We start from the raw sequence: 12,708 nt of genomic DNA, 5'->3' as shown, positions 1-12,708 counted from the left end.
CCCTTGGCCAAGCTCGACCAGCGCCGCATCGCCGCCTTCCTCGCCCAGCCCGGCGCCTGCCGCGTGGTGCTGCTGCATGGCGACGATGCCGGGCTGATCCGTGAGCGCGCCGAGGCCTTGCAGCAGTCCGTCATCGGCGGTGACGATCCCTTCCGCCTGGCCGACCTGCCGCGCGAGGCGGCGGCGAAGCCCGGCGCCCTGGCCGGCGAGATGGCCGCCCTCGCCATGACCGGCGGCCGCCGCCTGGTGCGGGTGCGGGACGCCGCCGACGGCCTCACCCCCGCCGTGAAGGAGGCGCTCGCCGGCCCCGGCGAGGCCCTCCTCGTGCTGGAAGCCGGCGAGCTTCCCGCCCGCGCCAAGCTGCGGACCCTGCTGGAACCCGCACCCGACGCCGCCGTCATCGCCTGCTATCGCGAGCGTGGCGCGGAGCTCGCCGGCAGCATCGCCCGGATGCTGCAGGCGGAAGGCGTGGCCGCCGCGCCCGCCGCGCTGGAATGGCTGGCCGCCCGCCTCGGCGAGGACCGCATGCTGCTGCGCCGCGAGGTGGAGAAGCTCGCCCTCTATGCCGGCGCGGGCGGCCGCCTCTCCGAGGAGGACGTCATGGCCTGCACGGGCGATGGCTCGGCGCTCGACCTTGACGAGGCGCTGGTGGCCGCCACGGCGGGCGATGTTTCCACCGCCGACCGCGCGCTGGACGCCGCCTTCGCCGAGGGCGCCAGCCCCATCATGGTGCTGCGCGCGGCGCTGCGGCATGTGCAGCGGCTGCATCTGGCCTCGCTTGGCGTGGCCGCCGGGCAATCCGCCTCCGGTGCGCTGGAGGCGCTGCGGCCGCCCGTCTTCTTCCGGCTGAAGCCGGGTTTCGAGCAGGCGCTGCGACTGTGGAACCCGGAGCTGCTGGCGGCGGCCGGCGCGGCGCTGCTGGAGGCGGAGAAGCAGGGGAAGTCGGGCTCCGCCAACCGGCCCATCCCGGATACGGTGGTGGCACGGGCGGCGGTGCTGCAACTGGCGCGGCAGGCCATCGCGCTGCGGCGGCGGAGCGCGGCGTAAAAAAAGCCCGGGGGAAGGAATTCCCCCGGACCCCCATCTTCTTTCTGCAAGTTTTTGCTCACGCCATGGCCAGGGTTGTTCCGGCCCCGGCGTGTGCGCGCATCGTCAGTGCTGAAAACCGACAAAAAGAAGAAGAGGGGGTTCGGGGGAGAATTCATTCTCCCCCGGGTTCCCTCCCCCGCCGGATCTCAGGACAGTCCCGCCTGCACCTTCGCGCTGGCCCCCGAGAGATCCCCGAGCTTCGCCCCCTGCGCGACCTTCTCCTGGTTGCCCAGGCCGCGCTCCTGCCGCGCGATGGCCGCGCGCGCCTCGGATTCCGCCTCGCCGGGCGGCAGCACCAGCACGCCGCTCTCGTCGCAGAGCACGGCATCGCCCGGCATCACCACCGTGCCGCCGATGGCGACCGGCACGTTCAGCCGCCCGCCCAGGTCGTAGATGCGGGTGGTGATCGGCGCGAGGCCGCGGCACCAGAGCGGGAAATCAGAGGCCTCGACCTCCTCGATATCGGTGCAGGGGCCATCCACCACGCCGGCCTTGGCGCCGGCGGCCTTGGCGGCGACCGTGACCCCGCCGCCCCAGCAGGCGTGGCGGTCATCGCCAAGCCGGTCCACCACCAGGATGTCACCCGGCCGCAGCAGGCCAAGCGCGTGGTGCAGCAGGGTGGAGTCAGGTCCCGGGATCTGCAGCGTCACCGCCGTGCCGGCCACGCGCTTGCGCAGCAGGCCCTGGATGCGGCGGTCGCAGAAACCCCAGTGGCGCCAGTGGCCGACCGTGGCGGTCTCCGTCTGCTCCAGCAGCGCGACCACCTCCGCACTGATCGGCGCGGGCATCGGCTCGACAAGGTATTTCGGCATCAGTCACGTCCCATGGCTCGGGTGAAGCCCATCAGCCGCTCGACCACGGCGACCATGAGCAGGGCGAAGGCGATCAGGCTCATCGCCAGGGCGGCGATCAGCGGGTCGGTGGTGCGCTCGGCGTAGCGGAACATCTCCACCGGCAGGGTGGTCAGGCGCGGTCCCACCAGGAAGAGGCTGATCACCGTCTCGTCGAAGCTGACGAGGAAGGTCAGCACCCCTGCGGCAATGGCGCCGGGCGCGGCATTGGGCAGGGTGATGCGCAGCGCGGCACGCAGCGGCGTCGCGCCCAGCGTCCAGGCGGCGGCCTCCAGTTCCTTCGGCACGGCGGCGAAGGCGGTGGTCATGATCCGCACCGCGAAGGGAATGGCGACCAGGCTGTGCCCCAGCATCAGCCCCGGCCAGGTGGCGACGAGGCCAAGCGGCTGCAGCACCAGCAACAGGCCCAGGCCGAGCACCAGGGTGGGCAGCAGCAGCGGCGCCATCAGCAGGGTGGCGAGCACGTCGCGTCCCGGGAAGTCCAGCCGGGCGATGGCATAGGCGGCCGGGGCGCCCAGCAGCAGCGCCAGCGCCGCCACCAGCGCGGCCAGGATGGCACTGGTGCCGAGCGCCGCCATCAGCCCGGGATGGGAGAACAGCGCCGCGTACCAGCGCAGCGAGAAGCCGGGCGGCGGGAAGGTGAGGAAATCCCCGGCGCTGAAGCTGACGACCAGCACCAGCGCGCCCGGCGCCAGCAGCACCAGCAGGCCGAGCGCGGCGAGGAGACGCAGCATCCAGCTCGGCCTCATGCGCGCCGCCCTCCCAGACGAGCCAGCGCGCCGCGCAGGAGCATCAGCAGCACGAGGCCGCCGAGCAGCAGCATCGCCAGGGCCGAGGCGGCCGGCCAGTCCACATATTCCAGTGCCAGGTCGTAGATCTCGGTGGCCAGCACGAAGACGCGCCCGCCGCCCATCAGCCGCGGCGTGATGAAGGCGGAGATGCCGAGCACCAGCGCCAGCAGCCAGGCTGCCAGCAATGCCGGCGCGGCGAGCGGCAGCGTCACGCGCAGGAAGGTGCGCACCCGCCCGGCGCCGAGCGTCGCCGCCGCCTCCTCCAGCCGCGGGTCGAGCCGGCCGAGCCCGGCGATCAGCACCAGCACGGCATAGGGCATCAGGCTCTCGACGAGGCCGATGCGCACGCCGGTCCAGTTGTTGATCAGCGGGTATGGCGTGTCGCGCAGGCCGAGGCCCATCAGCACGGCGTTGATCAGCCCGTTGTCGCCCAGGATGGCCATCCAGCCGATCAGCCGCGCCGTGCCGGAGACCAGCAGCGGCGCGATCGCCATCAGCGCCAGCGGACCGCGCCAGCGCGGCGAGGCGGCGCGCACCATCAGCGCCACCGGCAGGGCCAGGGCCACGGCGATGGCGGCCGAGCTGCCGGCCAGCAGCAGGGTGTTCCAGACCAGCTCGCGGATGAAGTCGTCGCCGAGCAGCTTGGCATAGCTCTCGGTGGTCAGCGCGGTTTCCATCGCGCCGGTCTCGGTGGTGCGGTTCAGGCTGATGCGGAACAGGCCCGCCATCGGCCAGACGAAGGCGAGCGCCAGCACGGCCAGCGCCGGCGCAGCGAGCAGCCAGCCGATCATGGCGCGGGAAACACCGCGAGGTCGGCGGGGCGAAAGGCGAGGCGCAGCGGCGCGCCGGGGGCGAGGCCGCGCCAGGCCTCGTCGGCGCCCGCGTGCAGCTCGGCCATGACCGGGCCGGCCGCCGTCTCGGTCTCCAGCGCGATCACCTCGCCGGTATAGACGCGGCGCGCCAGGGTGGCGTCGAGCAGGTTGTCGAAGCCGGGCGGCGGCGCCTCCGCCGGCGCCAGCAGCCGGACGCGGTGCGGGCGCAGATAGGCCTCGGCGGGACCGGGCGCGAGGTCGGTGGCGCTGCGCAGCGCGAGGCCGCCGCAGCGGAGCACCCCGCCCGGCTCCAGCACGCCCTGGAGCCGGGCCGCGCGGCCGACGAAGGTGGCGACGAAGCGCGTCGCCGGCCGTTCGAACACCTCCTCGGGCGCGGCGAGCTGCTCCACCCGGCCCGCATTCATCACCGCCACGAGGTCGGCCATGGCCAGCGCCTCGGTCTGGTCATGCGTGACGAAGACGGTGGTGGTGCCGAGCCGCTGCTGCAGCGCGCGGATCTCGTCCCGCACGCCCTCGCGCAGCTTGGCGTCGAGCGCCGAGAGCGGTTCGTCCAGCAGCAGCAGCTCCGGCTCGATGGCGAGCGCGCGGGCCAGCGCCACGCGCTGCTGCTGGCCACCGGAAAGCGCGCGCGGCCTGCGCCCGGCCAGCGCGCCGAGGCCGACCATCTCCAGCGCCGCCCGGGCACGGCGGGCGCGCTCGGCCCGGCCGAGGCCGCGCATCTCCAGCCCGAAGGCGGTGTTGCCGGCCGCCGTCATGTGCGGGAACAGCGCGTAGGACTGGAACACCACGCCCATCTGCCGCCGGTGCGGCGGCAGCGCCGTGACGTCCTGCCCGCCGACCAGGATGCGGCCGCCATCCGGCCGCTCCAGCCCGGCGATCATCCGCAGCGTGGTGGTCTTGCCGCAGCCGGAGGGGCCGAGCAGCGCCAGCAGGGCGCCGCGTGGCAGGTCGAGCGAAATGGCGTCCACCGCCGGGGCGGGCGCCCCGGCATAGTGGCGGCTCAGCCGCTCCAGCCGCAGGTGCGGCGCCGCCTCGCTCATCGCGGCGCGGCCGAGATCACCTCGCGGCGCCAGCGCTGGTTCCAGTTGTCCCGCAGCTTCAGCATCTCGTTCCAGTCCACGCCGATGACGCGGGCACGGTATTCCGGCGCCAGGGCGGTGCGCTGCATCGCCTCGGGCGAGACCTGCGCCTTGGTGTTGGTCGGGCCGTAGAACATCCGCTCGGTGAAGGCCTTCTGCCCGGCGGGCGAGAGGGCATGCTTGATGAAGGCCAGCGCCGCATCGCGGTGCTTGCTGTTGGCGACGAGGTTGATGGTGTTGATCTGGAAGGCGGTGCCCTCCTCCGGCAGCACCACGCCGAGGCGGCCCTTGGACTGGTCGTGGTAGAGCTGCGCGCGCGCGTTCCAGCCGGTGGCGAAGCGGATCTGGTCGTTCAGGATCATGCTGTAGCCGTCCGGCTTCGGGTCGAAGGTCTGCGCGTTCGCCGCCATCGCCTTCAGCGCCGGCAGGGCGGCGGAGATGTCCTTCCAGTCCTTGCCATGCGCCTTGGCCAGGATGGCGGTGAGCGCCAGGCCCTGGATGTTCGGCGGCGCGGCGAGGCCCACGGCGCCCTTCTGCGCCTTGTCGGCCATCGCCTCGAAGCGGGTCGGCGGCGGCTTCACCGCCTGGGCGTCATAGACCATCACCAGATGGTCGAAGGTCACGCCGGGGCCGCAGTCGCCGCCAGCCTGGCGCGCCTGCGGGTCGAGGTCGTTCAGCACCGGCAGGGTGTCCGGCGAGAGCTTCTCCACCAGCCCCTCGGCGCAGGCGAGCGCGGCGGTGGTGACGTCCATGATGACGACGTCCACCTGCGGGTCCGCCTTCTGCGCGCGCAGGGTGCCGAGCATCTGCGAGCTGGTGCCGCCCTCGAAATACTGCACCCGGGCGCCATTGCCGGATTCGAACGGCTTGACCACGGCCTCCGCGTAGTTCTCGCGGAAGATGCCGGCATAGGCCATCAGGGTCAGCGGGTTGCCGTCCTGCGCCGCGGCGGGCAGGGCGGTGGCGGCGAGCCCGGCGAGGCCGAGCAATGCCTCTTTCCAGCAGATCATGTCTGAAGCCCCCTGTTCTTCGAGGCTTCGCATCATGGAGAGAGCCTGCGGAGGCGGCAACCCGGGGCAGGACGGCTTGCGAGGCACGGGTTTTGCACTCAGGCTGGGCAAGGCGCCTCCATGCCGCCGCTCCGCAGATCGCAAGCAGGACTTGGCCCAGGAATGACCAGCAAGATCGTCGTGCTCGACCCCATCACCCCGGAAACCGCGCGTCGCATGCGGGGGCTGCTGCCGCCCGGCCTGGTGCTGGAGCACGCCGAGGGGCGCGACCGCGCCCACCTGCTCGCCATCGTGGCCGATGCGGACGTCATCGTCTCCGGGCAGATCCCGGTGGATGCGGACTTGCTGCGCGCCGCGCCGCGCGCCCGGCTGCTGCACAAATGGGGCGTCGGCGTGGACAATTTCGACCTGGAGGCGGCGCGCGCCCAGGGCGTGACGGTGGCGCGCACCACCGGCAGCAACGCCATGCCGGTGGCCGAGTTCACCCTGGGCCTGATGATCGCGCTGCTGCGCAACCTGGCCTGGGGGCACTGCTCGCTGCGCGGCGGCGAGTGGCGCAACACCTCCATGCCGAAGCCGAGCCTGATGCTCTCGGGCAAGACGGTCGGCCTCATCGGCTTCGGCGCCATCGGCAAGAACGTCGCGAGGCTGCTCGCGCCCTTCGGCGGCAGGATCCTCTACAACAAGACCAGGCCCCTGGACGCGGCGGAGGAGCAGGCGCTCGGCGTCACCTACGCCAGCGTGCCGGAACTGCTGAAGGAGGCCGATGTCGTCTCCCTGCACTGCCCGCTGACGCCGCAGACGCAGGGGCTGATCGACCGCGCCGCGCTGCAGAGCATGAAGCGCAGCGCCGTGCTGATCAACGTGGCGCGCGGCGGGGTGGTGAACGAGCAGGACCTCGCTGACGCCCTGCGCGCCCGGGAGATCCTTGGCGCCGCCACGGATGTCTACGAGACCGAACCGCCGCCGGCCGGCCATCCGCTGCTGGCGCTGGACAACGTGGTGGCCACGCCGCATATCGCGGCGATGGCGGCGGACAACTTCGAAAAGACGATCAACCAGATGTTCGGCAACATCGCGCGCTTCGCCAGGGGCGAGGGCGTGCCGCCGACCGACTTCGTCTGCTGAGGAAAGGGCCTCAGGCCGGCCGGCCCCTGGAGGGTCGCCGCCCCTCCAGGACCTCTCCGCCGGGGGAATTCAATTCCCCCGGCCCCCCTCATTCCGAAGCGGCGTCAGAGCAGGCGCACCAGCCGCTGGGCGGTGTGCTGGATGGCCCTTTCGGCGCCCAGCCGCTCGCCATGCATCAGCCCGACGACCACCAGCACCGTCATGGCCAGGGCGAAGCGGGAAACCGTGCGCGGCACCGGCGGCGTCAGGCGCAGCAGCACCACGACCCCGGCCAGCCCCACCACGCCGCCCACCACCACCTCCGGCAGGTTGTGGTAGCGCAGCAGGAGCCGCGTCGCCGCGATCAGCAGCGCGACGCCTCCGGCGACCAGCAGCGCCAGCGCACGCCGCTCCAGCAGCAGCACCGCCAGCCCGCCATACAGGATCGCCGCCGCCGCGACATGGCCGCTCGGGCTGCGCAGGTCCCAGGGACCGAAGAAGGCGGGGAAGGCGTGCGCCGCCAGCTTGAGCGCCAGCATGAGGCCCAGGGTGGAAGCCACCACGAGCCCCCAGCACAGCGCGCCGCGCCGCCACGCCGTGGCCATCAGCGTCAGCATCAGGGCCAGCGTGGCGGGGAGGATGACCGCCTGGTCGGCGAAATCGGTGAGGAACTGCATGATGCGCCAGCATAGCGTGGCCGCCATGGCGGGGCGTATCAAACTCTGCCTGAGCCGTTGCGCGCAGGGGCCGCATGGCAGGGACGCGCCGCTTGCCGAGGGGGGAGCGGCCACAAACCTGTGGAGGCCTCAGGGCCAGGAAGGGAGAAACCGCTGATGAGCAAGTTCACGGGCTGGCGCGCGCTGGCCGGCGGGGCGCTGGCGCTCTGCCTGCCGCTGGCGGCTTCGGCGCAGACGCGGGTGGGCGAGGTGAGCACCACCTTCCGGCTGGTCGGCCCCAACGACAAGGTGGTGGTCGAGCGCTATGACGATCCGCGCGTCCCGAACGTCTCCTGCTACGTCTCGCGCGCCGACACGGGCGGCCTTTCCGGCTGGGTCGGGCTGGCGGAGGACCCCTCGCGCTTCAGCATCGCCTGCCGCGCCACCGGTCCGGTGACGCTGCCGGGCGGCCTGCCGCAGACCGAATCGGTGTTCCGCCAGTCCGCCTCGCCGTTGTTCAAGGCGCTGACGGTGACGCGCATCCTGGATGCGGAGAAGCGCGTGCTGATCTATCTCGTCACCAGCACCAAGCTGGTGGACGGCTCCCCCTACAACAGCGTGACGGCCGTGGCGCTGGGAGCGCCGCCGGGCTGAAAGAAAGACGATGGGGGTCCGGGGGAATTCCTTTCCCCCGGCCTTCACGCGGCCGATTGGCCGGGCGCCAGCCGCAGCACGGCGGCGAGAAGCCCGGGGAAGCGCGCCTCCATCTCGGGGCGCAGGGCGACGATGCAGCGTGTGCCCTCCCGCCGGTGGGTGACCAGCCCGGCCTGCCGCAGCACCTTCATGTGATGTGACAGGGTGGAGGGCGCCACCGGGGCCTCGAAATCCCCCCAGCCGCGCTCCTCGCCCGCCGCCAGCGCCGCCACGATCCGCAGCCGCAGCGGATCGCTCAGGGCGTGCAGCACCTCGGGCAGCTGCACCTCGGCCATCTCCGGGTGCGGGTAGTGCTCTTGCATTCGTTCTCCTCCCTTCCCACACCATGGTCATTCGATAGTCGTCGAACAACGCCGTGCGCGCCGCGCCGGTTCCCCGACCCAGGAGACTTGTACCCCATGGCCAGCCTGTTCGACCCCATCCGGATGGGGGCGCTGGAACTGCCCAACCGCGTCATCATGGCGCCGCTCACCCGCACCCGCGCCACCGCGGACAGCCGCGTGCCGACGCCGCTGATGCGGGACTACTACGTCCAGCGCGCCTCCGCCGGGCTGATCCTCTCGGAGGCGACCTCGGTCACCCCGATGGGCGTCGGCTATCCGCGCACCCCCGGCATCTGGTCGGAGGAGCAGGTCGAGGGCTGGAAGGCCGTCACCGAGGCGGTGCATGCCGCCGGCGGGCGCATCATGCTGCAGCTCTGGCATGTCGGGCGCATCTCCGACCCGATCTACCTGGACGGCGCCCTGCCGGTGGCGCCGAGCGCCATCGCCGCGCAGGGGCATGTCAGCCTGGTGCGGCCGCAGCGCCCCTATGTCACACCCCGCGCGCTGGAGACGGAGGAGATCCCCGGCATCGTCGCGGCCTTCCGCAGGGGGGCGGAGAACGCGCAGAAGGCCGGCTTCGACGGCGTGGAGATCCATGGCGCCAATGGCTACCTGCTCGACCAGTTCCTGCAGGACTCCACCAACCATCGCACCGACGCCTATGGCGGCCCGGTGGAGAACCGTGCCCGCCTGATGCTGGAGGTGACGGATGCGGCCATCGGCGTCTGGGGCGCCGACCGCGTCGGCATGCATCTGGCGCCCCGCGCCGACTCCCACACGATGGGGGACAGCGACCTGCCCGGCACCTTCTCCTACGTGGCGCGCGAGCTGGGGCGGCGCAAGATCGCCTTCCTCTTCGCCCGCGAGCATCCGGGGCCGGACCGCATCGGGCCGCAGCTCAAGGAGGCCTTCGGTGGTCCCTTCATCGCCAATGAGCGCTTCTCGCCCGAGGCGGCGGCGGCAGATGTGGCGGCGGGCCACTCGGACGCGATCGGCTTCGGGCTGAAGTTCATCGCCAACCCCGACCTGCCGCGCCGCCTGCGCGAGGGCGCGCCGCTGAACGAGGTGGACACCGCCACGCTCTATGCCGAGGGCGCGGCGGGCTACACCGACTATCCGTTCCTGCAGGCGGAGGCCGCCTGAATCGGGCTGGCCCGGCAACCCCGCCGGGCGCCCCGCTTTCCTCTCGGGCAGGCCCGCCGGCCTGCGCGAGAGGAAAGGGCGGAGCAGATATGGCCCAGCAGGAAATGGCCCCGAAAAAACCGGCCGCCAGGAAACCGGCCCCGAGGAAACCGGCCCCGACCGGCAGCGCGGCGCGGATGAACAGCGCCGACCCGGAGAGCCAGCGCACCGCCACCCAGGTGCAGCAGGGCAACACCACCACCAATCCGGGCGCCAAGGTGCCCTCGGACCTCTACCCCAACCCGCCCGGCGTCTCCGACAAGGTGCGGGGCGCACCCGACGATTGAGGGGGCACAGGAAGGCGATTCCCGGCGCAGGCCATGCGTCCACCCCGCCTTTTCCGTTTCGGCCGGCGAGCTTGCCAGAGTTGAATGGCTGGCGGGCCGGCCCCGCACCGGCGCCCCCGGGTGGTGTTGCGCCTCGACGGCCGGCACAATCTAGAGGCCAGCAGAAATCGGGAGTGGACCATGGTGCGACCAGACAAGGACGAAGCGGTCCCGGCTTCCCTGCAGCCCCGACCGGAGGATTATGGCTACGACCTCGACCGGGCGCTGCTCGGCGTGGTGACGCTGCGCGCCCGCACGCCCGAGGACGCCTTCACCGCCGAAACCCTCGGGACGGAGCGGATCGGCCATGCGGTCCTGATCCGCGAGGACGGCCTGCTGCTCACCATCGGCTACCTCATCACCGAGGCGGAGGAAGTCTGGCTCACCACGGCGCAGGGCCGTGCCGTTCCCGGCCATGTCGTGGGCTACGACCAGGTCACGGGCTTCGGGCTCGTCCAGGCGCTGGGCAGGCTGGAGATCCCGGCGCTGGCGCTGGGGGATTCCGGCGCGGTGCAGCCGGGCGAGCCGATCGTCTTCGCGGGGGCAGGAGGGCGCGCCGGGGCGCTGGCCGGCCGCGTCGTCGCCCGGCAGCCCTTCGTGGGCTACTGGGAGTACCTCCTGGACGACGCCATCTACACCGCCCCCGCCCATCCGCTCTGGGGCGGCGCCGCGGTCATCGGGCCGAAAGGGGATGTCATCGGCATCGGCTCGATCCAGCTCGGGCACGACCCCGGCGACGGCAAGGTGCGCGTGCTCAACATGAGCGTGCCGGTGGACCTGCTGAAGCCCATCCTCGACGAGATGCTGACACTGGGCCGGCCCAACCGGCCGCCACGGCCCTGGCTCGGCGTCTCCGCCGTCTCGGAGGAGGGCCGGGTTCTCCTCATCGGCGTCACCCGCAACGGCCCGGCGGCGCGGGCCGGCCTGCGGAAAGGCGACGTCGTCCTGGCCGTTGCCGGGCAGCCGCTGAGCGACGAGACCGGCTTCTTCCATGCCCTCTGGGCGCTGGGCCCGGCGGGTGTGGACGTTCCGCTGCTCCTGGAGCGCGACGGAGACCAGTTCGAGGTCAGCGTCACCTCCGGGGACCGCCAGCGCTTCCTGAAGTCCGCCCCGCTTCACTAGAGCATCTTCATCCGTTCCGATGATGCCATCGGAACGGGATCTGCTCAGCGGCCTCTGCCGCGGCGCGCGGGAGAGCGCCGGGCCCGCGCGCCTGCGCGGCCTTCGCCCGGGCCCCGGCCTCCCGGTTCAGCCGGCGCGGGCGGCGGCCAGCGCCATCAGCGCCGCCCCGGCCGCATCGAAGACATGGTCCCACTCCTCCTCGGCCCTGGGGCGGAACAGCCGGAGGGACGGATACCAGGGACTGTCCTGGCCGCTTCCGCTCCAGAGCCAGTGCGCGTTGCGTCCCAGCAGCACCCAGACTGGCCTCCCCAGCGTGCCCGCCAGATGCGCGACGGCGCTGTCCGTCATGATGATGAGGTCAAGCTGCGCGATCGCCGCGGCGGTATCGGCGAAATCGCCCAGCAGCGGCGCGAGGTCGATGACCGAATGCCCGGCGGCCCGCTCCAGCTCCGCGCGCGGCGGCCCCATCTGCAGGCTGTAGAGCTGCACGCCCGGCTGCTCGAAGGCCAGGCGGAAGCGCGCGAGCGGCTGCGCACGCTCCCCGTTGCGGCGGAAGGTGGTGCTCCCGGACCAGACGATGCCGACCCGCAGCGCATCCGCCGTGATGGCGGCGCCGAAGCGGGCGAGGCGTGCAGGGTCCGGCAGCAGCGCGGGCAGCGGCGGAATCGCCGCGATATCCGGCGTGAAGAGGCCCGGCAGGCTGCACTGATGGACATGCCAGTCGGCCGCCGGCAGCGTCGCGCCGAGCGGCACCACCGCGTCCACCCCCGGCAGGCGGGAGAGCAGCGGCACCAGCTCGGGCTGGCACTCCAGCAGCACCGTCCCACCCCTCGCCTTCACCAGGGGCATGTAGCGGCAGGCCCAGATCGTGTCGCCGAAGCCCTGCTCCGAGGCAATCAGCAACCGCTGGCCCTGGAAGCCCTGCCCGGCCCAGCGCCGGCCCGGAAGAGCGCGGGGCGGCACCAGCCCATTCGCCAGGCGCACCTCATAGTCCACCCAGCCCTCGGCCAGACGGCCGAGATGGAGCAGACTGCGCCCACGGTCCCAGCGCGCCATGTCGTGCTCGGGCTGCCAGGCGAGCGCGGCGGTGAAGGCCTGCGCCGCCGCCTCGTGACAGCCGGCCTCGGCCAGCGAGATGCCGCGATTGTAGTGGTGCCCGCTGTTCTGCGGCGCCAGCGCCAGGGCCCGGGCGTGGCAGGCAAGCGCCGTCTCGTGCTGACGGAGAAGCGTGAGCGCGTTGCCGAGATTGGTCCAGAGCGCGTCCATCCCGGCCGCTTTCCGCAGGGCGCGGCGGTAGCACAACACCGCCTCCGCGGGACGGTTGAGGCCGGCAAGGGTCACTCCCAGCGCGTTCCAGAGGAAGGGATCGTCCGGCCGCTGGGACAGGGCTTCGCGCAAGCTATGCTCGGCCTGGTTGAAATCTCCTTTCCGATGCATCCTAAGTACATCGTCAAGAAGTTCGGGGACGGTGACTATCCGGGCGGTACCCGGCGCTGCACTCACAGAAGGCATGCGGCTGTTTTTTTATTTTTATGGAAAATTGTTTGTGAGAATGCCCGAAGCACGGACTCGCACGACTCCGCATAACACATTGATGAACAATAATTTTTTAATTCTCACACAAA

14 protein-coding genes are annotated in these 12,708 nt (G+C 72.0%); 6 read left to right on the top strand and 8 right to left on the bottom strand.

What is annotated here, in order from left to right; all coding sequences use genetic code 11:
- Positions 1–3 precede the first annotated feature (3 nt).
- Positions 4–1,047: a DNA polymerase III subunit delta gene (gene holA, locus QMO56_RS06350; RefSeq protein WP_283524248.1), complete on the top strand. Its 1,044-nt coding sequence runs from the start codon at positions 4–6 to the stop codon at positions 1,045–1,047.
- 188 nt (positions 1,048–1,235) lie between these two features.
- Here the strand turns inward: holA and QMO56_RS06345 are convergent, their stop codons facing one another.
- The 5 genes from QMO56_RS06345 to QMO56_RS06325 are packed head-to-tail and all read right to left on the bottom strand — an operon-like array spanning position 1,236 to position 5,653.
- A complete protein-coding gene (locus QMO56_RS06345) occupies positions 1,236–1,901 on the bottom strand; it encodes an RraA family protein (protein WP_283524247.1) in 666 nt (221 codons plus the stop codon).
- The gene (locus tag QMO56_RS06340; RefSeq protein WP_283524245.1) at positions 1,901–2,674 is read right to left on the bottom strand and encodes an ABC transporter permease; all 774 of its coding nucleotides are present in this window, start codon (positions 2,672–2,674) and stop codon (positions 1,901–1,903) included. Before QMO56_RS06340 ends, QMO56_RS06345 begins: the two co-directional genes overlap by 1 nt.
- An 11-nt stretch (positions 2,675–2,685) precedes the next feature.
- Positions 2,686–3,522: an ABC transporter permease gene (locus QMO56_RS06335; protein ID WP_283524244.1), complete on the bottom strand. Its 837-nt coding sequence runs from the start codon at positions 3,520–3,522 to the stop codon at positions 2,686–2,688.
- Positions 3,519–4,604, bottom strand: coding sequence for an ABC transporter ATP-binding protein (locus tag QMO56_RS06330; protein WP_283524242.1), 1,086 nt, complete (start codon positions 4,602–4,604; stop codon positions 3,519–3,521). The genes QMO56_RS06335 and QMO56_RS06330 overlap by 4 nt, the downstream gene beginning before the upstream one ends.
- Positions 4,601–5,653 carry an ABC transporter substrate-binding protein gene (locus tag QMO56_RS06325; RefSeq protein WP_283524240.1) on the bottom strand — a complete coding sequence of 351 codons (1,053 nt, stop codon included), beginning with the start codon at positions 5,651–5,653 and terminating at the stop codon, positions 4,601–4,603. Before QMO56_RS06325 ends, QMO56_RS06330 begins: the two co-directional genes overlap by 4 nt.
- Positions 5,654–5,815: 162 nt before the next feature.
- On the opposite strand from QMO56_RS06325, the gene QMO56_RS06320 reads away from it, so the two are divergent.
- The gene (locus QMO56_RS06320; protein ID WP_283524238.1) at positions 5,816–6,781 is read left to right on the top strand and encodes a 2-hydroxyacid dehydrogenase; all 966 of its coding nucleotides are present in this window, start codon (positions 5,816–5,818) and stop codon (positions 6,779–6,781) included.
- Positions 6,782–6,885: 104 nt separating this feature from the next.
- Here QMO56_RS06320 and QMO56_RS06315 read toward each other — a convergent pair whose 3' ends face one another.
- The gene (locus QMO56_RS06315) at positions 6,886–7,464 is read right to left on the bottom strand and encodes a phosphatase PAP2 family protein (protein WP_283524237.1); all 579 of its coding nucleotides are present in this window, start codon (positions 7,462–7,464) and stop codon (positions 6,886–6,888) included.
- A 129-nt stretch (positions 7,465–7,593) separates the two neighbouring features.
- Here QMO56_RS06315 and QMO56_RS06310 point away from each other — a divergent pair, with 129 nt between their 5' ends.
- Positions 7,594–8,070 (top strand): CreA family protein, encoded by a 477-nt coding sequence (locus tag QMO56_RS06310; protein ID WP_283524235.1) that lies wholly within the window; start codon positions 7,594–7,596, stop codon positions 8,068–8,070.
- Between the two features lie 44 nt (positions 8,071–8,114).
- On the opposite strand, the gene QMO56_RS06305 is transcribed toward QMO56_RS06310, so the two are convergent.
- On the bottom strand, positions 8,115–8,432 hold the full coding sequence (locus QMO56_RS06305) for a helix-turn-helix transcriptional regulator (RefSeq protein ID WP_283524233.1): 318 nt from the start codon (positions 8,430–8,432) through the stop codon (positions 8,115–8,117).
- 96 nt (positions 8,433–8,528) lie between these two features.
- Between QMO56_RS06305 and QMO56_RS06300 the strand changes: the two genes are divergently transcribed.
- The 3 genes from QMO56_RS06300 to QMO56_RS06290 all read left to right on the top strand — a co-directional run bounded on the left by QMO56_RS06300 (position 8,529) and on the right by QMO56_RS06290 (position 11,083).
- Positions 8,529–9,596 carry an alkene reductase gene (locus QMO56_RS06300; protein ID WP_283524231.1) on the top strand — a complete coding sequence of 356 codons (1,068 nt, stop codon included), beginning with the start codon at positions 8,529–8,531 and terminating at the stop codon, positions 9,594–9,596.
- Between the two features lie 176 nt (positions 9,597–9,772).
- A complete protein-coding gene (locus tag QMO56_RS06295; protein WP_283524229.1) occupies positions 9,773–9,922 on the top strand; it encodes a hypothetical protein in 150 nt (49 codons plus the stop codon).
- Between the two features lie 180 nt (positions 9,923–10,102).
- Positions 10,103–11,083, top strand: a complete 981-nt coding sequence (locus QMO56_RS06290; protein WP_283524227.1) for a S1C family serine protease — start codon at positions 10,103–10,105, stop codon at positions 11,081–11,083.
- A 126-nt stretch (positions 11,084–11,209) separates the two neighbouring features.
- Here QMO56_RS06290 and QMO56_RS06285 read toward each other — a convergent pair whose 3' ends face one another.
- Complete coding sequence (locus QMO56_RS06285; protein ID WP_283524225.1) at positions 11,210–12,520, bottom strand: tetratricopeptide repeat-containing glycosyltransferase family protein; 1,311 nt, start codon at positions 12,518–12,520, stop codon at positions 11,210–11,212.
- Between the last annotated feature and the right edge of the window lie 188 nt (positions 12,521–12,708).

The sequence above is a fragment of the Roseomonas sp. E05 genome (genome assembly GCF_030063475.1).
Taxonomy (GTDB): Bacteria; Pseudomonadota; Alphaproteobacteria; order Acetobacterales; family Acetobacteraceae; genus Pseudoroseomonas.
This window is presented reverse-complemented; position numbering and strand designations above follow the sequence as displayed.